The organism is Thermaerobacillus caldiproteolyticus, from assembly GCF_015326725.1.
Lineage (GTDB): Bacteria > Bacillota > Bacilli > Bacillales > Anoxybacillaceae > Thermaerobacillus > Thermaerobacillus caldiproteolyticus.
In genome coordinates this window covers 515,570-538,606 of the sequence record NZ_CP064060.1, presented here as the reverse complement: position 1 = coordinate 538,606, position 23,037 = coordinate 515,570, and the positions used below count along the sequence as shown (strand labels likewise).

At 42.1% G+C, this 23,037-nt stretch carries 24 protein-coding genes; 3 read left to right on the top strand and 21 right to left on the bottom strand.

All coding sequences use genetic code 11. The features are described from left to right. Positions 1-12: 12 nt before the first annotated feature. The 14 genes from mraY to ISX45_RS02815 all read right to left on the bottom strand — a co-directional run bounded on the left by mraY (position 13) and on the right by ISX45_RS02815 (position 14,487). A complete protein-coding gene (gene mraY / locus ISX45_RS02880) occupies positions 13-987 on the bottom strand; it encodes a phospho-N-acetylmuramoyl-pentapeptide-transferase (RefSeq protein ID WP_181555018.1) in 975 nt (324 codons plus the stop codon). Next, positions 981-1,430: a hypothetical protein gene (locus tag ISX45_RS02875; protein ID WP_181555019.1), complete on the bottom strand. Its 450-nt coding sequence runs from the start codon at positions 1,428-1,430 to the stop codon at positions 981-983. The genes mraY and ISX45_RS02875 overlap by 7 nt, the downstream gene beginning before the upstream one ends. Further along, on the bottom strand, positions 1,424-2,896 hold the full coding sequence (locus ISX45_RS02870) for a UDP-N-acetylmuramoyl-L-alanyl-D-glutamate--2,6-diaminopimelate ligase (RefSeq protein ID WP_194519929.1): 1,473 nt from the start codon (positions 2,894-2,896) through the stop codon (positions 1,424-1,426). The genes ISX45_RS02875 and ISX45_RS02870 overlap by 7 nt, the downstream gene beginning before the upstream one ends. Positions 2,897-3,012: 116 nt before the next feature. Further along, positions 3,013-4,959 carry a stage V sporulation protein D gene (locus tag ISX45_RS02865; RefSeq protein ID WP_181555021.1) on the bottom strand — a complete coding sequence of 649 codons (1,947 nt, stop codon included), beginning with the start codon at positions 4,957-4,959 and terminating at the stop codon, positions 3,013-3,015. 75 nt (positions 4,960-5,034) lie between these two features. Then, a complete protein-coding gene (locus tag ISX45_RS02860; protein WP_194519928.1) occupies positions 5,035-7,251 on the bottom strand; it encodes a penicillin-binding protein in 2,217 nt (738 codons plus the stop codon). 6 nt (positions 7,252-7,257) lie between these two features. Continuing rightward, positions 7,258-7,617 (bottom strand): cell division protein FtsL, encoded by a 360-nt coding sequence (gene ftsL / locus ISX45_RS02855; RefSeq protein WP_194519927.1) that lies wholly within the window; start codon positions 7,615-7,617, stop codon positions 7,258-7,260. 22 nt (positions 7,618-7,639) lie between these two features. Then, positions 7,640-8,572 carry a 16S rRNA (cytosine(1402)-N(4))-methyltransferase RsmH gene (gene rsmH / locus ISX45_RS02850; RefSeq protein ID WP_181555024.1) on the bottom strand — a complete coding sequence of 311 codons (933 nt, stop codon included), beginning with the start codon at positions 8,570-8,572 and terminating at the stop codon, positions 7,640-7,642. A 261-nt stretch (positions 8,573-8,833) separates the two neighbouring features. Then, a complete protein-coding gene (bshC, locus tag ISX45_RS02845) occupies positions 8,834-10,462 on the bottom strand; it encodes a bacillithiol biosynthesis cysteine-adding enzyme BshC (protein ID WP_181555025.1) in 1,629 nt (542 codons plus the stop codon). A 90-nt stretch (positions 10,463-10,552) separates the two neighbouring features. Then, complete coding sequence (locus ISX45_RS02840; RefSeq protein ID WP_194519926.1) at positions 10,553-10,939, bottom strand: DUF3397 domain-containing protein; 387 nt, start codon at positions 10,937-10,939, stop codon at positions 10,553-10,555. Next, positions 10,932-11,828 (bottom strand): 2-dehydropantoate 2-reductase, encoded by an 897-nt coding sequence (locus ISX45_RS02835; RefSeq protein WP_194519925.1) that lies wholly within the window; start codon positions 11,826-11,828, stop codon positions 10,932-10,934. Before ISX45_RS02835 ends, ISX45_RS02840 begins: the two co-directional genes overlap by 8 nt. Before the next feature lie 109 nt (positions 11,829-11,937). Next, entirely contained in the window at positions 11,938-12,540 is a 603-nt protein-coding gene (locus tag ISX45_RS02830) for an RsfA family transcriptional regulator (RefSeq protein WP_181555028.1), read from the bottom strand. Between the two features lie 69 nt (positions 12,541-12,609). Further along, positions 12,610-13,374 (bottom strand): enoyl-CoA hydratase/isomerase family protein, encoded by a 765-nt coding sequence (locus ISX45_RS02825; protein WP_194519924.1) that lies wholly within the window; start codon positions 13,372-13,374, stop codon positions 12,610-12,612. A gap of 357 nt (positions 13,375-13,731) precedes the next feature. Beyond that, entirely contained in the window at positions 13,732-13,905 is a 174-nt protein-coding gene (gene rpmF / locus ISX45_RS02820; RefSeq protein WP_181555030.1) for a 50S ribosomal protein L32, read from the bottom strand. A gap of 63 nt (positions 13,906-13,968) precedes the next feature. Next, positions 13,969-14,487 (bottom strand): YceD family protein, encoded by a 519-nt coding sequence (locus ISX45_RS02815; protein WP_181555031.1) that lies wholly within the window; start codon positions 14,485-14,487, stop codon positions 13,969-13,971. 151 nt (positions 14,488-14,638) lie between these two features. Between ISX45_RS02815 and ISX45_RS02810 the strand changes: the two genes are divergently transcribed. Continuing rightward, positions 14,639-15,847 (top strand): nucleotidyltransferase, encoded by a 1,209-nt coding sequence (locus ISX45_RS02810; protein WP_181555032.1) that lies wholly within the window; start codon positions 14,639-14,641, stop codon positions 15,845-15,847. On the opposite strand, the gene ISX45_RS02805 is transcribed toward ISX45_RS02810, so the two are convergent. Together ISX45_RS02805 and ISX45_RS02800 are read right to left on the bottom strand one after the other, a co-directional pair. Next, on the bottom strand, positions 15,839-16,852 hold the full coding sequence (locus tag ISX45_RS02805) for a SepM family pheromone-processing serine protease (RefSeq protein ID WP_181555033.1): 1,014 nt from the start codon (positions 16,850-16,852) through the stop codon (positions 15,839-15,841). The two genes, ISX45_RS02810 and ISX45_RS02805, sit on opposite strands and share 9 nt — an antisense overlap. After that, positions 16,849-17,637 carry a patatin-like phospholipase family protein gene (locus ISX45_RS02800; RefSeq protein ID WP_194519923.1) on the bottom strand — a complete coding sequence of 263 codons (789 nt, stop codon included), beginning with the start codon at positions 17,635-17,637 and terminating at the stop codon, positions 16,849-16,851. The genes ISX45_RS02805 and ISX45_RS02800 overlap by 4 nt, the downstream gene beginning before the upstream one ends. Before the next feature lie 152 nt (positions 17,638-17,789). Here ISX45_RS02800 and ylbJ point away from each other — a divergent pair, with 152 nt between their 5' ends. Next, positions 17,790-19,016 (top strand): sporulation integral membrane protein YlbJ, encoded by a 1,227-nt coding sequence (ylbJ, locus tag ISX45_RS02795; RefSeq protein WP_194519922.1) that lies wholly within the window; start codon positions 17,790-17,792, stop codon positions 19,014-19,016. Between the two features lie 67 nt (positions 19,017-19,083). Here ylbJ and coaD read toward each other — a convergent pair whose 3' ends face one another. The 4 genes from coaD to ISX45_RS02775 form a co-directional block, all read right to left on the bottom strand. Beyond that, positions 19,084-19,581, bottom strand: coding sequence for a pantetheine-phosphate adenylyltransferase (gene coaD, locus ISX45_RS02790; protein WP_181555036.1), 498 nt, complete (start codon positions 19,579-19,581; stop codon positions 19,084-19,086). Positions 19,582-19,585: 4 nt separating this feature from the next. Continuing rightward, positions 19,586-20,155, bottom strand: coding sequence for a 16S rRNA (guanine(966)-N(2))-methyltransferase RsmD (gene rsmD, locus ISX45_RS02785; protein WP_181555037.1), 570 nt, complete (start codon positions 20,153-20,155; stop codon positions 19,586-19,588). A 53-nt stretch (positions 20,156-20,208) separates the two neighbouring features. Beyond that, a complete protein-coding gene (locus ISX45_RS02780; protein WP_181555250.1) occupies positions 20,209-20,373 on the bottom strand; it encodes a hypothetical protein in 165 nt (54 codons plus the stop codon). A gap of 135 nt (positions 20,374-20,508) precedes the next feature. Further along, complete coding sequence (locus tag ISX45_RS02775) at positions 20,509-21,906, bottom strand: hypothetical protein (protein WP_181555038.1); 1,398 nt, start codon at positions 21,904-21,906, stop codon at positions 20,509-20,511. 175 nt (positions 21,907-22,081) lie between these two features. Between ISX45_RS02775 and ISX45_RS02770 the strand changes: the two genes are divergently transcribed. Continuing rightward, positions 22,082-22,471, top strand: coding sequence for a DUF7147 family protein (locus ISX45_RS02770; RefSeq protein ID WP_181555039.1), 390 nt, complete (start codon positions 22,082-22,084; stop codon positions 22,469-22,471). Between the two features lie 271 nt (positions 22,472-22,742). Here ISX45_RS02770 and ISX45_RS02765 read toward each other — a convergent pair whose 3' ends face one another. Further along, a complete protein-coding gene (locus ISX45_RS02765) occupies positions 22,743-23,030 on the bottom strand; it encodes a YlbG family protein (protein ID WP_181555040.1) in 288 nt (95 codons plus the stop codon). Between the last annotated feature and the right edge of the window lie 7 nt (positions 23,031-23,037).

Here is a 23,037-nt window from a genome sequence, read left to right as displayed (position 1 = left end):
CACCTGTTTCAATTAAATCCACACCTCTATATAAATTCCGAGCATTGCAAATAATAAGCCAACCGCCCAAAACGTGACGACAACACGCCATTCGGACCAGCCGATTAGCTCATAATGATGATGCAATGGACTCATGCGAAATACTCGTTTTCCTGTTGTTTTAAAAGAAATCACTTGAATAATCACCGATAATGTTTCGATGACAAATACGCCACCAATGATGACAAGCAATAGTTCTAGCTTTGTTAGCATGGCTACCGCAGCGATCGCTCCCCCTAATGCAAGCGATCCTGTGTCACCCATGAACACTTTGGCCGGGTGGGCGTTAAACACAAGAAAACCAAGAACAGCGCCGACAACCGCAACACTAAAAATAGAGACATCATATTGGCCTTGATTCCACGCAAGAACAGCATAGGCACCAAATGCAATCGCTGCGGTTCCTGCCAATAATCCGTCTAAACCGTCTGTTAGGTTTACCGCATTCGAGCCGCCAACAAGCATAAAAATAAGCAGCAAAATATAGCCCCAGCCTAAATCAATCGACAGATCTGTTCCTGGAATATGTAAGGCAGTGGAAAATCCATTTCGTTGATAAACCATATAAAAGATAAGCGCAATAATGAGTTGGCCAATGAATTTTTGTTTGCTTGTTAAACCGAGGTTGCGCTTCATCACCACTTTAATAAAGTCATCTAAAAAGCCGAGCACGCCGTAGCCGATCGTCACCAATAGCAATAAGTACGTTTCGACCGTTACACTAGCAAACTTGTTCGTCATAAAAAGTGTCGTGATGACAATCGATAATAAAATCATGATTCCCCCCATCGTTGGGGTACCAGATTTTTTTTGATGCGATTTTGGCCCTTCCTCTCGTATGCTTTGCCCGAATTTTAGCCTTCTTAAGAAAGGAATAAAAATAGGCGATAACAATACTGTAATGGCAAAGGCCGTGATGATGGTAAACACGATGACTTGCTCTAGCATGACCGTTCACATCCTTCTTGTCCTTGAGCACTGAACCACTTCTGTTGTAGTTGTTTCAATTGATCCATTACCGCTATATCATATGAGCGACTTTGTTCATTATGATGAATAGTAAGAGAAAATATAGTTTCATTTCCTGCTTCTTTTGTTTTTTGATATGTTTCTACTATCATCTGTAGCCCTTGAAGGGGCGATGGAACGAAAAAGACGGGAAAATGATTCGGAATGTATCGTGGTAAATCCATTCCTTCTTGCCACAGGGAAGCAATCGCTCCATGCTCAATAGCAATTTTCAATGATTCAGCTGCATCCATAAGCGGAACAAATAATCCCTTTGGCGCTTGTTGATATGGATCAACAAAAACATGATAAAACTTAATCGTATCGTCGACAATCCCCCGCGTAGAAGGAAATAATTGTTTGAGCATTCGATAGGTTAACATCGCGCTTTCCGCTCCTTAATCGCTTGGCGAGCTACAAGGCGGTCATCAAATTCAATCACTTCGTCTCCGATGATCTGATACGTTTCATGCCCTTTGCCAGCGATTAAAATAATATCCCCTTCTTTCGCTTGCTCGACTGCATAGCGAATCGCTTCTTTTCGATCCACAATGGTGACATACTCTGCTCCTTTAACACCAGCTTCCATATCTTTCAAAATATCTTCCGGACGTTCGGAACGTGGGTTGTCAGAAGTGAAAATGACAACATCCGCGTATTGTGTTGCAATTTGCGCCATTAACGGACGTTTTGTCCGGTCGCGGTCACCGCCACAACCGACAATAACATAAACACGGTGTTGCGCAAATTGCCGGATTGTTTTCAAGACGTTTTCTAAGCTGTCTGGTGTATGGGCATAATCGACAATGACAGCAAAGTCTTGCCCTTCATCGACTGTTTCAAGCCGCCCAGGAACCCCTGAAATTTCTTCAATCGACTCCACAATGGTCGAAAGAGAAACGTCCGATACGAGACAAGCCGCTACAGCCGCTAACAAGTTATACACGTTAAAGCGACCGACTAGCTTCGTTTTCACCCGAACGGTTTCATATGGTGTTACTAAATCAAACGCCATTCCGCTTGGCGTCATGTCGATCCTCTTTGCCATGATGTCGCTTTCTTTTTCAATGCCGTATGTAATCAGCGTTGCCGCTGTCATGTGCTTATATTGCTCTGAAGCAGGGTCATCCTGATTAAGAACCGCAAATTTCGGACGCCGATGATCAAAACGATTGCCAAGCTGTGCAAACAACAGTCCTTTCGCTTGACGATACTCATCCATTGTTCGATGGTAATCTAAATGGTCTTGCGTCAAGTTCGTAAACACCGCTACATCATAATCACAGCCGTGCACACGCCCCATATGCAGCGCATGGGACGATACTTCCATAATGGCAACATCGACGTTCTCATCCACCATCTGTTTAAACGTTTTTTGCAATATGAGCGACTCTGGAGTGGTATTTTGAACATTGTATGTTTTGTCGCCAATTTTCATATGAACGGTCCCGATAAGGCCTGTTTTTTTCTTTGCCTTTCGAAATATGTGCTCTATTATATGAGTCGTCGTTGTTTTCCCATTTGTGCCCGTAACACCGATTAAATGTAAACGATGGGTCGGCTGTCCGTAAAATGCATCAGCAAGCACCGCCATCGCACGGCGACTGTCACGAACGATGACAACAGGAACATTGACATCAACCTGTCGTTCTGCGATAACGGCAACAGCCCCATTTTCCACTGCTTGCTTAGCAAAATCGTGACCGTCAACCGTAAATCCTCGAACACAAATAAATAAAGACCCTTGTTTAACCTGCCGCGAGTCCATTTCGATGGATGTAATCGTCGGATTGTCTCCAACATATATTGTAAAATCGTGCAAATAAGAAAGCAACGTTTGCAGTTTCATCTTTGCTCATTCCTCTCGTTTGAATTCTCTGTGAAGGGAACGGTAAAAAAACGGAAAAGAAGGGGCTGTTCAACGACTAATGCGATCGCCCCTTGTCATCATGAATCGATTCGTTCTTAACGTGATTCTCCAGCAGACGTTTCGGTTGATTTTGGCCCTAGGTAGATACGAATCGTTGCACCATCTTTTACTTTCACTCCTGGTTTTGGAGCTTGTTCGACGACGACCTCACCTTCTCCACTAACATCTAATTTTAAGTTAAAAAGCTGCTCTTGCAAGTCTTTTTTTGATAAACCTACTAAATTAGGAACTTTGACCATTTTCGTTTCATTCCATGCCCGCTCTTTTTCAATTTGATCTTTGCGCGGTTTAACTCCAAGCGCCCGCAAACTATCTTCCATAATTTTCCCGACAATTGGTGCAGCAACTACTCCGCCAAATTGCACTGTGCCTTTCGGATTATCTACCGCCACATAAACGACTAACTGTGGGTCATCCGCTGGCGCAAAGCCGATAAAGGAAACAATATAATTGTCTTTTAAATATCGACCATCTTTCGCTTTTTGTGCCGTTCCAGTTTTTCCGCCGATACGGTAGCCTTCGACGAAAGCCCCTTTCCCTGTTCCTTGGGCAACGACACTTTCAAGCGCATAACGAATTTGCTTCGATGTTTCCTCGGAAATAACACGTCGCTTCGCTTTTGGTGTATTTCGGCTAACAACTTCCCCTGATTCAGGGTCGACCCATTCTTTCGCAATGTATGGCGTATATAAAATTCCGCCGTTAACCGCTGCCGAAACCGCCGCCACTTGTTGAATCGGCGTTACGGAAACTCCTTGGCCAAAGGCAGTCGTTGCTTGTTCAACAGGACCGACACGCTTCATGTCAAATAAAATCCCCGTTCCTTCTCCTTGTAAATCAATGCCCGTTTTTTCGCCGAAACCAAACGCTTTGATATACTTAAATAGTTTTTCTTTTCCTAGACGTTTGCCTAATTCCACGAAGCCGGGGTTACACGAGTTTTGCACAACTTCTAAAAACGTTTCATCCCCGTGCCCCCCTCTTTTCCAACAGCGTAACGTCGCACCTGCCACTTTCACATAACCCGGATCGTAAAAATGATCTTTGAGCAAATCGACTTTTTTCTCTTCTAATGCAGCAGCTAATGTAATAATTTTAAACGTCGAACCAGGCTCATACGTACTCCATACCGGTAAATTGCGGTTATATATTTCCGGCAGAACGTTGCGATAGTTCGTAGGGTCAAAAGTAGGTCGACTTGCCATCGCCAGTACTTCCCCTGTATTTGGATTCATTGCAATCGCAATAATTCCATCAGGATTGTATTTCGCTTCAGCAATATCTAATTCACGTTCGACGATCGTTTGAACGCGTGAGTCAATTGTCAGCTGTAAGTTTAAACCATCGGTTGGCGGCGTATATTCATCGGCCATATTCGGCATTCGTTTTCCTTTTGCATCAGAGTAAAATTGCACCGAACCTTTTTGGCCGCTTAGCTCTTTATCATAATATAACTCTAATCCTGTCAAACCTTGATTGTCGATACCGGTAAAGCCCAAAACATGAGACAAATAGCTCCCAAACGGATAATATCTCTTCGTATCCTCTGCAATATAGACTCCTTTTAAGCCGAGAGAACGAATTTCTTTCGCCTTCTCATACGAAATTTTTCGCCCCTCTGGAATCCGTTCGATCGATGTTCGTTTCGTAACATGCTTGTATGCTTTTTCGACAGGCATATTTAATACTTTGGCCAATTTTTCCGCCGTTTCGGCTGGATTCTCCACTTGCCGCGGAACGACATAAACCGTCGGAGCACTAACATTTGTGGCAAGCGGAACCCCGTTTCGATCCAAAATTTCCCCGCGCTTCGGTTCGAACGGAATGTTCCGGCTCCATGATCCTTTCGCTCGTTCAGTTAACATGTCTCCCAATATAAATTGGACATACCCTAAACGAATGTCAATAATGGCAAAAATAAGCACTCCGATGAGCAGCACAATCGCAAGCCGCTTGCGAACAGTGACGTGTGAAACGCGCATACAGTAAGGAACCTCCCTCATTATAGGCTCGTTCCACTATATGCTTGTACTTGTCATTGTAGAACATTCCTAATCTTAATCAACCGGCTTGCCGCTGTCTTTTTTCGTCTTTGTCTTTTTTTCTTCTTTCATTCGCTCTTTCCATTTTTCTGGTTTGGCAAGTTCAACAATTAAATAATCGTCTTTCTTGACCTCGGTTCCCGGACGGATATTTTGCGTAACAGCATATCCATATCCTTTCATGCTTGGTTGCAGATGAAGAAGCTCAACTACTTTCATAATATCGCGTAGCGACCAACCACGAATATCAGGCATTACTGCTTTCCCATTCGTCTTTAAGATGACTCTCTCCCCAGCAATGACGTCCTCTCCTGCTGACGGGAGCTGTGCCTCAATTTGTCCGCCATTGCCAATGACAATTGGAGTGAGCCCTTTTTCCTTTAACTCTTGTACCGCTTCTTCAACGGGTACACCGACATACGACTCGAGAGAAATTCCCTTTTTCTCTTCTTTCGTTTCTATCGATTTAGAAGAAGGGCGAATATTTAAATACTGTAAACTATTTTTCATAACCGTATTAAAAATCATCGAAACCGGTGCCGCCCCTGTTTCTGTGTACGACAGCTTTGGTTGCTGAACAGCAACATACATTAACAATTGCGGATTTTCTTTTGGAGCCATTCCTAAAAATGAGAAAATATAGTTGTCATATCCAGTTAAATAACCACCTTTTGGAGAAGGAATTTGTGCGGTTCCCGTTTTTCCAGCAACCCGGTATCCTTCAATTTGGTAAGGACGACCTGTTCCATTCTCCGAAGTAACGACCGTTTCTAAGATATCCAAGACTTTTTGGGCCGTTTCTTTCGTAATCGGTTGGCCTACCACTTCCGGATGATGCTCGACAACGACTTTTTTTGTATCAGGGTCAACGATGCGATCGATGACGTATGGCTTCATCATTTTCCCACCGTTAGCAATCGCGGTTGCCGCTTGAATTTGCTGAATCGGAGTAACCGATGTTCCTTGTCCAAATGCTGTTGTTAATTTTTCAATGGGATATTTATAAACGATGTTACCAACAGCTTCCCCCGGGAGATCAATTCCCGTTTTCTCATGAAAGTGAAATCGATGCAAATATTGCAAAAAGCGATCTTCTCCTAACTTTTCTTTCACTAAAATCGCAAAAGCAACGTTGGACGAACGTTGGACACCTTCATTAAACGAAATCGTTCCCCATCCAACTCTATTATGGTCACGGATTTCGTTTGGTCCAACTTTGTAAGATCCGGAACGGTACAGCTCGTTTCCATTGTAGACCCCTTCGTTAATCGCGGCAGCAAGCGTAAATATTTTCATCGTCGAACCGGGTTCATACGGATAAGAAATCGCGTCATTTAAATAGTTTTCAATATTTCGTTTGTTCGGATCAAAACTTGGCCTTGTCCCCATCGCTAAAATTTCCCCCGTTTTCGGGTTGGCAACGATCGCGATGATTTTTTTCGGCTTATATTGCTTTTCGACTTGATTCATTGAATCTTCTAAAAATGTTTGTATTTTTTGATCGATCGTTAGATACACATTGTCACCATTATCAGGTGGAACGATCGTTTCCTTTGTATCAGGCAAACGAAATCCTTCCGAATCTCCGCGAAATGCGACATACCCATCTTTTTCGCGCAAATAATCATTTAAGCTTTTTTCAAGCCCCATTATGCCAATGGTTTCGTTTCCGCTTTTTTCTGTTTTTTGAGCATATCCAATGATATGGGATGCAAACATTCCGTTCGGATAAAACCGCTTCGTATCACGGATAAAGCCGATCCCCGGCAACTTCAGGGCTTCAATTTTTTTCTTCAGTTCATAGCTAATATTGCGGCCATGTGTACCAAATTCAACTTGCTTAGCCTTCTTTTTTAAAACCCGTTCCACTTCGCTTACATCCATATCTAAAAGCGGAGCTAATTTTTTCGCCGTCATCTCCGGGTCAACGACATGTTTTGGGTGGCTTGGGTCCGTTGTCATTTTCGGATCAAGCACAGCCACTACTGTATAAGAAGGCGTATCTTCCGCGAGCGCTTCTCCATTCCGATCGAAAATGGTGCCGCGTCTCGCCTCAATCGTTCGTTTTTGCTTATATTTTTCTTCCGCTTTCGCTGCTAACACTTGGCCGTCAGCCACTCCGGTCACTTGCAGTTGAACAAACCGAGCAAATAATACAAAAAAGAGCAGGCTAAATACGAGAAATAATAGTGCTGCTCCTTTATGTGTATTTTTATGTTTTTTCGCTTCCATCCTCCATCATTCCTGTACAACTTTTACATTATTTTCGTTCAAGGAAAGGCCGAGCTCTTTCGCTTTTTGCAAAATGCGCTCGTATGTGCTTAATTGTTGCACTTCAACATATAGATCATTGTTATGCTTTTTTTGCTCTTGAATCGTGTCTTCCAGTTGTTGAATCTCTTTATTCATCTGATAGATAGCCACCTGGTTTGAAACAATGTGGATGGCCGCATAAAGCGCGAATAAGAGAAATGAGACAAAAATAAGCTTTTCTCCTAAAGTGAAGCGAATTTTTAATTTTCGCTTTCGCTTTACATGTGGACGTGTTGATGAATGTTGTCGCTGGTTTTCTTGAATTTTTACCGCCGTATTATTCATCGGTTTCTCCTCCTACTCTCTCTTATAGCTTTTCAGCGATGCGCAGCTTCGCCGAACGTGCACGATGATTTGTCTCTACTTCCTCTTCGGAAGGAACGATCGGTTTTTTCGTAATGAGCTTTAATGTTGGCTGATACTCTTTAGGAATAACTGGCAACCCCGGAGGAAGTTTTGGTCCTTCGCTTGCCTCTTTAAACGCAAGTTTACAAATGCGATCTTCAAGAGAGTGGAACGTAATAACGCTAATTCTCCCACCTGGTTTTAACAAATCAATCGCTTGGTAAACTGCCTCTTTGAAGGCCTGCAGTTCATCGTTAACAGCAATACGGATCGCCTGAAAAATTCGCTTTGCTGGGTGCCCGCCGCTTCTTCGTGCAGGGGCCGGAATAGCCTCTTTAATGATTTCCACTAATTCTCCCGTTGTTTCAATAGACTTTTGGTTTCGAGCCGCCTCAATTTTCCGTGCTACTTGTTTCGAAAACTTTTCCTCCCCATAGTGAAAAAAGATGTGTACTAGTTGATCATACGACCACGTGTTGACAATGTCGTAAGCAGTTAGTGACTGATCGCGATTCATACGCATATCAAGCGGCGCATCGTGATGGTAACTAAATCCGCGCTCAGGTGTATCGAGTTGCGGAGAAGACACCCCCAAATCAAACAAAATACCATCTACTTGATCAATGCCATACTCAGCTAATTTTCTTTTTAAAAAACGAAAATTACTTTTAATAAACGTCACTTGCTTTTCATAGCGTGCTAACTTGGTTTTCGCATGCTCTATTGCCACATCATCTTGATCAAACGCAAATAATCTTCCTTCTTCTGACAGTTGTGAGAGCAAATATTCGCTATGCCCTCCACCGCCGAGTGTACAGTCTACATAAATTCCATTCGGTTTGACTTGCAATCCATCAACCGTTTCTTTTAACAAGACTGTTGTATGTTCAAACACAGTCTCACCACCTTTATCTTTCATGCTGTCTATGTAAGTGACCGTCTATTTATTATATCGTAAAATGAAACAAATTTTTAGGTGTTTTTTGTAAAAAATCGTCTTATTGTGTTTATTTGTGTCGCATTCCGTCCAGAAGTTCAGCCAATAAGAACGAATATTCGTTTTACTTTTATTTCCACGAATTGTTCTTTCTGTACTATTCTCGTTTATAAAAAAAAATCCTGTATGAAACAGGACTTTTCTTTTCGACGTTTTCTGTTAAATATAAACAATTTTATGCGTACCATTCCACGTATATGTTAAGCTCATCAATTGGTCAATAATATCAAAACCATATTTGTTTATGTAATAAAAAATGTTCCAAATTCGCTCCTGTGGCGCTTGATTCGGCAATAACGACGTTTCGATGCGGGCGAATTTTCGCAGCTCGATTTCATATTTCTTTTCAATGGCACGCTGCAATGTTTGCTGAAGAAAATCGATTTGCGATTGAACAAGAGCGGCATTCTTCGTCAATAAATCTGCTAAACCGCGGTCAATCTCCATTCCGATTTCCCTCAATGGTCGATGAATTGTCTCGATATCAGCTTTCGCTTTAGCAAACACGTCACCAAGCGAATAATCCACTTGACGCGATAGCCATTCCTTCTTCGCCTGTTCGGTGCGACCGTGCAAAACATCAAGAACCGTCAAGCCAACCTCGTATAAATCTGTGTGAATTGATCGCTCCACCATGGTTATATGGAGGCGCGGAACGACAGGCGGCATTGTATACCCCAACAGCGCAAACGCTTCTCTCAATTCCGCCCAATACGCAATTTCTCCAGGTCCTGCAATAAACGCTAAAGTTGGCAATAAAAATTCCTGCATAAGCGGCCGTGTCACAACATTGTTACTTAATCTGTACGGGTTCGTTTTTGCTAACAATATTAACTCATCTTTTGATACAACGATGTCACCTTTTTTGCTGCGGAACATGCCTTCTTGCCCGTCACATTCGAGCAACCACCGCTCGCGGCCATCATAATAAAATAAATTGGCTGATTGCGGGGATACCTCAAGTGTTTTTTCATAACCGATCTGCTTTAGGCGATGTTGTTGTTGCAAGACCGCCGTTGTGATTTCATTATGTCTCTCGATTAATGTGACGAAAAAGTCGCTTTCGATCTTCCTTAGCGCTTCATCAGCAGCGTTAAGGACAACCAACCCTTCGGAAGCGAACAGACGCAACACAATGAAAGCAAAAAAATCAACAAATGTTTTCGCCTCATCTAAACAACGCGCAAGAAAATCGAGCATTTCATTTGTCGTATTGGTTTCCCCATACGTCTCCACAATTTGTTGAATCCATTGTAAACAGGCTTGTTGATCAATAGGCACCTCCGCGACCATCCTCTTTTCATGAACAGAATGCGGGTAGGTTCGCTTTTTAATTTTTCCTTCTTCAACAACATAAAGATGATCAACTTCAGCGATATCGTGATCCTCTCCGGCGATCCAAAAAATCGGAACAACCGGAACTCCTAACGCCTTCTCCTGTTCTTTTGCTAACTTCAAAATCGATATGATTTTATAGATCGTATAAAGCGGCCCCGTCAATAAGCCGGCTTGTTGCCCTCCGACTATGACAACACTAGACGGATCAAGCAGCTTTTCGATATTTCGCAATGTTTGCGGACTTGCTTGAAACCTCTCATGATAGGAACGCAAATAGTTGACTAACTCACGACGCGGATACGTTTTGTCTTTTAGTTCACGCACCCGCCTCCGAAACACATCCTCTTCCTGAAACGAATAAACGAATCCCGTTTCGAGCGGAAATGTCCCATTTATATAATCCGTTGCTAACGGTGTTGTTGCTGGTAAAGAAATTTCCCACATCTCCATGTCTGTAAACTCCCTTTCTCGTTCTTGCTTATTTTCCTCCCATGAGTATAGCATTTCTTTTTATAAATGAAAAAACATGCGCTCAACCAATTATATATTGCTAGATACGCGCATAATCATTCCATAGACAAGCAAGCTGAAATAAAGGGAGAAAAATAGAAGAAAATTAAACCGCCAAAACAGGCGAAATATGACTCTCATATGTAAATCTCCTTTTTTCTTCCAATAACCAATGGTAAACAAAAAATTTACCACCAATAGAAACATCACAATCGCCCATAAATACGATTTGCCCCAAAGAGCCATAATTAAAAAATGAACAGCGGCAATAAAAAAAAGGGTTGATACATTAATGGCGAAATAAAACGCTCGTTTCTTTTTCTTTACCCACTTTCGCGCCAGAACATAGGTGAGAAACAATGCAAGCAACGGCATCGTCACCAACGCCGCTAATACGTGAGCAACGATGTCACCCATTCCCCTTCCTCCCTTCCAGTCCTTTTATCGCATAAAATAAAAATTGACTAAGCGGTGTCGGAATGCCGCGTTCCTGTCCTTTCCCAATGACATAACCTAAAATCCCGTCAATTTCAGTTTTCCGTCCTTGTTCAATATCTGTTAACATCGAAGAACGGTTGCCCGCCGTTTTTCGACATATGCTAACGATATGTTCCCACGCTTCTTGTTCATTCGGAAGCGCTAGCACCGTTTTGATTTCGCTAAACAATAGTTCCATCATTGTTTGATATTCGTTCACTTCAAGTAATTTTCCGTTTTTGACACGCAATAAGGCAGTTAACGGATTAATTACAGCATTCACAACGAGTTTTTTCGTTAACATTTCCTCCCAATCATCCGCATAGTGAAACGGAAAGTCAGGAATCGGCGTCATCAGCAATTGCTCGGCTTTTCCAAGTTCTCCTTGAAACAAAGAAAGAATCGTTTTGCCCATTCCAGTATGCTCAACAGTGCGGTCGTCATGTTTGAGGGCTCCATGCTCGACAACCCCCAACACAATGTTCCGCGTTTTTAAGTGTGACAATAAACGCACATGTCCCATTCCGTTTTGCAAAAAGATGAATGTTTCCACGCCCGATAGCTGTTTGCATCTTTCAATGACATAGGCAACATCGTATTGCTTTACAGCAACGATGACAACATCATCCGTGATCAGTTCATCATCCAATAGCTTAGCACGAATTGAAATCGTTCGTTGCTGGCCTTGTTTGACCAGAGAAAGCCCTTGTTCATTCAGCACATTGGCTTGCATGTGCCGGCGTGTATATACTGTCACGTCATATTTATCATGCAAATACGCAGCCGTTAGGAGGCCAATCGCTCCAGCTCCAACAATTCCTACTCTCATGTTTCTTTTTCCTCTCTTTCCTCCAATCCACTCCCATGCCTATTTTATCAAATCATAAATCTATACGTTAATAGAAAAAAGCTGATCTAAATCGATCAGCTTTTCCTCATTACTTTTCGATTTTTTCAAGATGCCCGTTTCGCTCTAGTTGAAATTTTACTTTTTTAGCATGTTCATCTTCTTCTAGTACAACCATTTTTCGTGCTCGCTCCATAATGCCAATGAGTGAGTTGTAATCTTCTTGAATCGTAGCTAATTCTTTTTGTAACACTTCTTTTTCAGCTTGTAGTTTTGTCACCATTTGTTGCAATTGTTCCATATCTTTTTTTAACGCTCGGTTCTCGTCAACGATTCGCTGGTAGTCAACAGCCGCTTGTTCATAGGTTTGCAGGAAAGCGATGACATCTGACCATGTTAATCGTTTTTGAGAGGCATCAGCTGCCGATATCAACCCCTCTGTGCCACCTCTAGCTACCGTTTCTTTTTTCTTTTCTTTCCGTTGTTTTTTAGCTATTTCGATCGCCTCTTTATATTGCTTTCGCACATATGAATTCCAGCGAAAACCGCAAGCAGCCGCTGTCCGTGACAAGCGGCGCCCGACTTCCTCAAACGCTTGAAGCTGTGTCCCCCCTTCACGAATATAGTGCAATACGGTTTCTGCTAACAATAAATCTTCATCTTGCGTCCATGCATCTTGACGTACACTCGTCATGTTTCTTCCTCCTCTAGTCGCTTTTTTCACTATATTTATGCGACTAGTAGAAAAGATAGAAGGAAAAAATTATGATTTATCCAAAAAAGCGCGTACCGCTTCTTCATGTTCTTCCGACTCCCACAAGATGGAACAACGAGTGACTTCAGAAAAAAATCTAGCACGAAACTCATCGTTTTTCCACTTCTCTGCTGCTGCTCGTTTATATGCTCGCAAAACAGAAACCGTCTGAGCTAAATACGGGGAAAGCAACTTACGGCACTCTTCTGTTATATTTTCTCCGGATAAAAGAGAATGAACCCAGCCATACTCGTACATCGTTTCCACACTCATATATTCCGCTCTCAGCAAAATATCAAGAGCCCGCGTATATGGCAACTTCTCAAATAACATCGTCGCCCCGCCCCATCCGGTTGTGATCCCTAATTTTCCTTGAATAAAGCCGACTTTGGCTCCCTTCCTTGCATAGCGAAAATCGCATGCAGTTGCCAGTTCGCAACCACCGCCCACCGCCGTACCGTTAATAAGAGCTACTGTCGGCTTAGAAACGGTTAATAATGAATATAAAATCGTTCCCATTTTTTTTAGCATATGATATGCTTCTTCTTTCGCATGCAAATGGTGAAACTCACTTAAATCTCCACCCGAACAAAACGCTTGATCACCAGCTCCTGTAATGACAAGAATTTTTACTTCATCGCTCTTTTCCACCATGCGAATCGTTTCTTGTAACGCGTCCATGACCTCGTAGTTAATCGCATTTCTCTTTTCTTGTCGATTAATGGTAAACCAGACAATCCCATTGCGATCGCGCTCTAACAAAATCGCTCCCATTTCCTCTCCTCCCTTCTCCTATAATTTTGGCAGCAGCTCTCTATTTTCCTTCTTAAAAGATAAGAAAAGCACACGCTTCCCCAATTCGTCATCTTGGCTCCCATGACGGGCAAATATTCCTTCCACATAGAAGTGGCTTGCACTTCGGAAAGGGCTGGCTTAACCTCAGGGCTCTCAAACATTACTTTTCAAGTTATGATTGGCGCAAATTTTGCATTAATACCGCTTCAAAAAGCGAACGTAATTCGGACGCTAGAATTAGACCGTTCACCGCAAAAAAGAAGCAAACTATAAATGATTCTGATATGAGCAAAAAAACAAGCACAAGGAGTCGATTCCTTGTGCTTGTTTTCATCATTATTTGTTTACCACTTCTTTTCCTTTGTAAGTTCCGCAAACTTTACATACGCGGTGAGCTAGTTTCATTTCACCGCAATTTGGGCATTCTACCATGCCAGGTACTTGCAATTTGAAATGCGTACGGCGCATTCTTTTTTTCGTTTTTGATGTTCTTCTAAAAGGTACAGCCATTCTTTCCACCTCCTTAATAGGATTTAGAAATATCATGAAGGCCGGATGATGCCGGTACTTCGCTTACTCTTCTTCCTTTTTGTCAAAAAACTTCGCTAAACTAGCAAGGCGAGGGTCGATTTTTTGCTTTGCTTGCTCTTCAGTAATGACTTCCCAGCCAGCTCCCGACTGTGGCGCCCCACCTTGTACGTTTTCTTCTTCCGAAAATACTTGTAACGGAATCTCAAGGAGAATCAGTTCTTTCACAATCGGCAGTAAATCTATCGTTTCTCCTTCAATCAAATGCGTATCTTCATCAGTTGTCACATCATAGTCATTGAGAAAAAATGTTTCTGTCGTATGAATTGTAAACGGATAATGGACATCGACTAACGTACGGGAACAAGGTAATACCATCGTTCCTTCAATCGTCAAATGAAACGTAAATTTCGTCGCGCCAATATCCACCCTTCCTTCGACATGAACGGGTGAAATCTCGCGAATGAGATTGTCGATTTGCTTTAAATCTGACACATCCACTGTTTCGTGAATCGCTAGTCCTTTATTTTGCAACTGATGAAGTTGATGAATAGACCATTTCATTAAAATCACCTCAAGGCAACAAAGAAAATTATACGTTCCCTTTCCCTGTTTGTCAATATTTTTTCTTTACAGTATAATTGTTGTCAGTTTACTTACAATTTATCACGATTCGACGAAAAATACTCTCTGTAGACATGAGGGGGGAAGAGGAATGAAAGCGGTTGGAATTGTTGTTGAATATAATCCGTTCCATAACGGTCATTTGTACCATCTGCAAGAAACAAAAAAACAAACCGAAGCCGATTGCCTCATCGCTGTCATGAGCGGGAACTTTTTGCAGCGTGGTGAACCCGCGCTTGTTTCCAAATGGACGCGGACGAAAATGGCTTTATTCGCTGGGGTCGACCTCGTGATTGAATTGCCTTATGCATTCGCTGTGCAGTCTGCGGAAACGTTTGCGAGTGGAGCAGTCGCATTGCTTGCTGCTTTATATTGTGATGAAATTTGCTTCGGAAGCGAAAGCGGAAAAATCGAACCCTTTATTGAAGCGGCTAAAACGCTTTTAGAGAAACAAAACGAATATGATATCTACATTCAGCAGGCGCTCCAGACAGGGATAAACTATCCGCAAGCGAACACTCTAGCTTGGAATCAATTACATCTAGACAAACTTGATGTCACAAAACCAAACAATATCCTTGGTTTTTCCTACGTCAAAGCGATTTTAGAACAACATCATCCAATCGTTCCGCGCACCATTCCGCGCATTGCTGCCTGTTATCATGATGAAACGTTTTCCCATCCGTCGATCGCCAGCGCCACAAGCTTACGAAAAGCGCTGAGCGGCTCTATTGAACGCCTTGAAACGATTTCGTCGTACATTCCTTCATATACAAAGCAACTGTTAGAGCAATATTATTTCACATACGGCACATTCCATGATTGGGAACGTTATTTTCCTTTTCTAAAATATCGCATCCTGACAATGGAAGAAAGTGAGTTACAGCGTATCGCTAATGTCGATGAAGGGTTAGAACATCGATTCAAACAGGCAATTATCGAGGCGGAAACCTTTTCTCAACTTATGACTTCGATGAAAACAAAACGCTACACATGGACACGCTTGCAGCGAACGTGCACCCACATTTTAACCAATTTTACAAAAGAACAAATGGCGAAAATGAAAAAACCGACTTACATTCGCTTACTCGGCATGAGCAGCAACGGACGGCGTTATTTACAGACAATCAAAAAACAGCTATCATTACCGCTCGTGACGAATGTATCACGGTTAGAGCCTCATCCGATTTATCAGCAAGAAAAAAAAGCGGTATTTGCCTATACCGCTATTTTTCCAGAGGCGATTCGCTCAAAAGCGATAAAAGAAGAATATGCGACCCCACCGATAACTTTATTTTAGTTTTTCTAAATAACGAAGCGCGTCATCAAACGTATCGACGGGAACAATCTTCATGGTTGTCCCGATTTTTTTTGCCGTTTTGAGCGCTTCACGGTAATTGGAATTTTTTGCTCCATGCTCATTTGGGGCAAAGAAAATTTCGGCTCCTGCTTCATGAGCAGCGACGATTTTTTGTGAAATTCCGCCGATCGGTCCCACTTCCCCGTCCATATTGATCGTGCCTGTTCCGGCAATTTTATGCCCCTTTGTAATATCTTCATTTACTAATTGATTATAAATTTCCAGCGAAAACATCAGCCCTGCAGACGGTCCGCCGATTTTCTCGGAATCAATATGAACAGGAGGATTGGTTTTAATATCATAATCATCCCCAAGCGATACTCCTAGCCCGATTTGCTTTGGTGATTGTGGAAATGGCGCAAGCGAAAGCGTAACGGTCTTTTCTTTTCCATCCCGTTCAAATGTCACATGAACACGATCACCTTTTTTCTTTGTGCGAATGTAGGTAATCATCTGTTCTGATGTTTCCATCCGTTTTCCGTCAATTTGTTTGATGCGGTCGCCCACCTTTAAAAATGACTGCGCCGGCATATTCGGCAAAACCCCCATGACATAGACGCCCCGCGATTGATAAGAAAACGGTTTTTTAGCCTTTTTATACGCTACGGTAATCGCGGCTTCTTTCGACTGCTCCATCAATTGAAGTTGACGAAACGTATATTCTTCATCTGTTTCTCCTTCTTGTTTAATTGCTTCAAGCGGATACAGTTCATAATACGGCCGAACGTGCGCTAGTAAATAAGAAAAGAGATTCGCCCTGCCCATTCTGACCGTCGTTAACATAAAACTCCCTTTATCGTGATCCCCATTCTTGACATGAACAAGCGGCTCAAGAGCTTGGGCTGTTCCCGGCATCGTCACGTAATAAGGGAGTTGGAGAAAAATGAAAAGAAATGCCGCGATAACTCCAAACAAAAATGTAATCACATACGTTCTCTTTTTCATGAATGTTGCTTCTCCTTCCAATGTTCAATGGCTTGACGAATTTTATCAACTTGCTTGCGAGCTTCTACCTCGCCAATCTCAATAATTTCTTCCACATGTGTAAATGCGCGCGAACTATATTGTTCCACATGCGGTCGAATCATAACATCCGAGGCGATTTCGCGACAACGGGCAAGTTCATCTTGTAAAATATCAATACTTTGTAAAATGACATCAAAAATAGATGTAATCGGCTCATTCACTTTGACATGTGAAACATCGACACCAATAACAAGATCTGCTCCCATATCGCGAGCAACGGAAACAGGAATGCGGTCAATCACTCCACCGTCGACTAACATGCGTCCATCGATAACTTCGGGAACAAAAATGCCCGGAATGGAAATGCTGGCTCGCACCGCACCCACGACATCACCGCGACGAAAAACAACCTTTTCTCCTCTTTGAACATCCGTCGCCACAATAGCGATCGGAATCGTTAAGTCTTCAATGTTTTTTCCTTTGGTTAATAAACGAATAAATTCTTTAATTCGTTTCCCCGCTATAAGCCCCATCTTGGGGATCGCTACATCAATGTAATCATTTCTTCTAAACGCTTTCGCTAATTTATATAAGCGATCAATGCCTAATCCGCTGGCATATAATGCCGCCACAAGTGCCCCCATACTGCTTCCTGCTATATAATCAATCGGAATGCACTCCTCCTCAAGCACTTTAATCACACCTAAATGAGCGAATCCTCTCGCTCCCCCCGAGCCCAATGCCAAGCCGATTTTTGGATTCACGTCTGTCTCCCTCCGTTCGCAATCCTTTTTCATCTTATGGTCTAAAATGATCCCCTATACTCGTATATTAAACTATATGAGGTTGTACATCGTACTGAGAGAAAGGGGAGAGCGCATGTGAACAAACTTCGTGATCGGGAGGCAAACCGCATATGAAGGAAAGGGCAAAAACAGTCTTTTTAGCTTTAGCTGTAACATTATTTGCAGCTTCGCTCATTTGTTATCCGCAACAATCGCTCGAAGCGTCGATCCGCGGTTTAAATATGTGGTGGGAAGTCGTTTTTCCCTCGCTATTGCCTTTCTTTATTGTCTCCGAACTGCTCATCGGCTTCGGAGTTGTCAATTTGCTTGGTGTCTTATTAGAACCGCTCATGCGCCCGCTGTTTAAAGTTCCCGGTGTCGGCGGCTTTGTGTGGGCAATGGGAATGGCATCTGGCTATCCCTCAGGAGCAAAACTAACCGCTCGCCTTTATCAAGAAAAGCAAATTTCTACCATCGAAGCGGAACGACTTGCTTCATTCACTAACTCGTCGAATCCTTTATTTATTTTCGGGGCGGTTTCCATCGGATTCTTTCATAACCCTCATATTGGAATCATTTTCGCCCTATCGCACTATATTGGCAACATCTGTGTCGGACTGCTCATGCGATTTCATGGTAAATCTCATGAAAAAACGAGCAGCAAGAGAAACACACATCCTTTTTCACTTCGTACCGCTTTTCGCGTGTTGCATGAAACACGCCTAAAAAACAAGCAGCCTCTAGGAAAATTGCTAGGTGACGCCGTACGCTCTTCTATTCAAACATTATTAATGATTGGTGGGTTTATTATTCTCTTTTCTGTCATTAACAAACTTCTATACATGGTTCATATTACAGAGCGAATCGCTTTTATCCTCCAATATATTCTGAACATATTTCAACTTCCAAAAGAACTCAGCATCCCTGTTATTTCTGGACTATTTGAAATTACGCTCGGCACCCAAATGATTAGCCAAGTTGAACATGCTCATTTGTTAGAAAAAGCGATTGTAACAAGTTTTATTCTCGCATTCGGTGGCTTTTCTGTACAAGCACAAGTGGCGAGTATTCTTGCCGAAGCTAATATTCGGTTTCAGCCGTTCTTTATTGCGCGAATGATGCACGGCTGCTTTGCTGCTTGCCTTACATATTTATTATGGAAACCGCTCTACGTTCATTTTGACACAGTCGATAAAAGTATGAGAGCAACACCCGTATTTTTAACCAATCATGCTCCTATATGGCTATTGGAATATTGGCAATTTTTAACCCGTTATGGCCCGCTGATTACTATTATTTGTTTATTTGTTTACGTATTATTACTCGCAACAAAATGGCGAAAAGAAATCGTTCAATAAAGAGGCTGACTCAAAAGATCGCTCAAAGGCGATCTTTGTAAGTCAGCTTTCTTTTTCAAAGTCCCTATCATTGATCAGAACAGGATACAGCAAATTTTTGACGAAGCGCCTGCTCCACAACGGGTGGCACAAGTTCGGAAATGTTGCCGTTATATTTGGCCACTTCCTTTACGATACTTGAACTTAAAAACGCATACTGGCTGTTTGTCATCATAAAAAATGTTTCAATATTTTCATCCAACACACGATTCATCGAAGTAATTTGCATTTCATATTCGAAATCGGATACCGCACGCAACCCTCTTAAAATCGCATTGGCGTTTTTACTGCGGGCATAATCGACAAGAAGACCGTGGAATGACTCAACCGTCACATTCGGAAGTGATTTTGTTACCTCTCTTAATAATTCCATCCTTTCTTCGACAGAAAACAGCGGTTTTTTAGAAGAATTATTCAGCACTGCCACATACACTTGATCAAACACCTTTGCACCGCGCTTAATAATATCTAAATGTCCATATGTTACCGGATCAAAACTTCCCGGACAAACCGCAATGCTCGCCATGTCTCTAATCCCCTTTCTCTTCACTCACATAACCGTAAATCGAAACCGCGGTAATTCCATAAATTTCATGTTTGATTTTCGCTACATTTTCGATGTGCATTGGAAGCTCGATATCGTGGGCATGTTCAGCAATAATCATACCATCTGATTCAAGAAGCGAATGTTGGGCGATAAATGAAATCAATGATGCCAACTTTTGCTCTTTATAAGGCGGATCGAGGAAGATCAGTCGAAATCGCAATCCGCGTTTTACAATCGCCTTTAATGCTCGTTCCGCATCATTTCGATAGATTTCAGCTTGTGCAGCTAATCCACATGTGTTTACATTTTTTCGAATCGTTTGTACCGCTTTTATATCATGGTCAACAAAAATCACGCGATCTAATCCACGGCTTAATCCTTCAATTCCAAGACCACCGCTACCACCAAATAAATCGAGGCCCATTCCCCCGGAAAAATAAGGGCCTACCATATTAAAAATCGCCTCTTTCACTTTATCGGTAGTCGGTCTTGTTGACATACCTGGAACCGCTTGCAACGGTCTACCTTTACACTTTCCAGAAATGACTCTCATCATCCTCACCACGTGTTTGACATTTTGCCATCCCTATCCTACCATAAACTTCTCTATAATACCACTTTGTCACGTTGCAAATGATCATAATAAACAGTTAAACATCGGAAAAAATCGCATATCGAATGTATATAAATGAATTCATTGGTCATAATGAGTAGTGACAACATCCATATGGGTGTTGTTGCCAACCACGGAGAAGACTTACGTTTCCCCATAAGTTCTTCCTCCGGTTTCTCCTCTCCCTTTTTTCCTTTGGCTTACGCGTTCCTTTTGATGCGCGGGAACAAGTAAGCGTAAAAGGCCCCTGCAGGAGACTGCAGGGATTTTTTTTCAACTATGTCTTGTTTACCTTACGATCCACTTACATAAACGTCACGAGCTGTTTCTTCTACATAAACAGGGAACCATTGCTGTATTATAGAAGCGCTCATATACAGGGTTCCCCTGATATCGCGAACAAGAATCGAAGATGTTCCGAATGTATCATTCCCTTCCATATAAAGCGAAGAATTGACAAAAAAACGCCAACGATTATATTGTTTCTCAATAAAAACCTCTGCACCAGAACGTTCGACACGATACCCTAGTGCACGCATTACTTCTACAATCGGTAATAAAATGTCCTCGTTTTGGATGACGACGTTGCTCTGTTTCAACGGAACATTATTTACATATAACGTTCCTTCTTTCGTCCACAAAAGAGGAACGGATTCCCCTCTTTTAACAAAATCGCTAAAATATGTTGTTCTTTCTCCATACGCCTTACTTAGTGCTGCATCAAGCATATGCGAGGTAACTCTTTCCCCTTTTTGTTTTAAAACGAGACGGAAAAACGCTGTTTTTTCTTTCGTTGTTAGTTGCTCATCAAAATGATGCAAAATCGCTTTTGCTTGTGGTGTGGTAGCCTGTTTTCCGATGGCTAATGACGTTAGCATATCGGCCACCCATTCATTCATCGCTCCATTTGGTAAAAAGTAAGAGGCATAGTAAGAGCGTAGATATGGCGCTTCCATCAACGTAAGTGATTCCGTCTCCGGAACGACCATAAGTGTCGGTGAAATATGTTTGTCCGCAAACTTAGAAAAAACAACCGTCAACGAAGGAACATGAGCGAAATTCCTTGCTTTCGAGGCATTCCAGTCATTGATACTCACGTTGTTTCGCGCATACACTTCCACATTTCCGTACTCTTTTTTCTCCACTTTCAAAGGTTCAAAATAAAGCGGAAACGAAACAACTTGTTTTTGTGCCCATACATACAACGTAAACCACTCGCGCTCTAAACTCCCTATAAGCGGAGCACCGGCTATCCATGTTCCATTTTTTCTTGTCAAATCAACGAGCTGAACATGGAAACGCTGCGGTTGTTTCGAAAGAATTTGGACTGACCAATGTTCAAGCCAGAGTGGCTTCGAAGATGATGGCAATGGAATAACATAGCGAAATTCAATTTGGTCACGGCCGTCTACGTTGATACGCGATGTTTGATTTCGCTGAGTAATCGTACATGCTTTTCCCTCTTCGTCTGTACACGAAAGATGTTTTGCCCTATCTGGCAGTATGATATCGTATGATTCGTCAGCTAACCCTTTTATCGTCTGTGTAATCTCAAGGTGATTAGCCACACCGCGAATATCGATATCGTGAACAAGCGAGGGTACGTTGTTTTCCTTGCTAGCCTGTGTATAATCGTGCCACTGCCAGTAAACAGCCACACCACTAATTCCTAGAAGCAAAAAAATTGTCATCAAAGTCCCTCTTACCATTTCAGGCTCCTCTGCTGTATTCATTTCTTACTGATAAGATACCAAAAAATAAATGGATCGTCATAGAGAAATTGCACAAAATGTCGAATTTTGTTCAGAAACATTTTCATTTTTTATAATCAATGATAAAGTAATAAGGTAGAAAGGGGGACATGACATGATTCAACGCTTTATTGAGCTGGGGGAAGGGTATTCGGATATTTATGAACTCATCGAACTGGCCAAAGCAAATCGCCATCGATTATCAGGACTTTTTGCTCTCCACACGGTAAAAAACGGACAAGCAGTAACGTCTTGTGTCGTGGTTCTGCATCCCACTGATCCGGGAGAGTTTCAGCCTTTATATATTTGTCGCGAGGGCATTCCTAATCCATATGTCAAGCCGAATAAACGATATGAACTATTTGCGGAATTAGCGAAAGAACTGGGGCATGAAATCATTCACTTGGAAGTAAAACCATCAACATTTTTTGCAGAAGTTGACCTCTATTACCAGCATTTAATCGGTATTATGCGAATGAACCGATTCATCCCACCACTGCAATAAAAAAAGCGGAAGCTCCCCAATTTCGCCATTTGCCTACGTCCTGTGGGCAAAATGGCGAAATGTTTCCATCCTAGCTCCCACAATGAGTAATGTTACCTGCGAGACAGCTTGTCACCCCAAACTGCTTAAACATCGCATTTCAAGTCATAATTTGCGCAAGTTTTGCATCATGCCGATTCAAAAAATAAATTGGTCGAGCGCTTGTGCTAGACAGTTCGCCTTTTAAAGTTATACTTTTCTTATTTAAAAAGGCTGACTTTCTAGAAGAAAGTCAGCCTTGCTCTATGGAATAACCTAATTTGTAATCATGTTCCTTTTCATGATCTCCTTTTGATTCAAACTCCATTTTCAAAAATGGACGGTAAGAAGGTTCTACCTGCTTCACAAATGGCAGTGAAGAAATCTTTTTCATGATGTCATCGACCTGTTCCATATCACAATATAACACAACATATTTCAACCGCTTGGAGACGTAATGGATATTACCAAATTTTCTTAAATGTTTACTTTGTTTTAGTGAATATAACCAAACAATAATCCCTTGACGTCTTGGAAACATACACCCA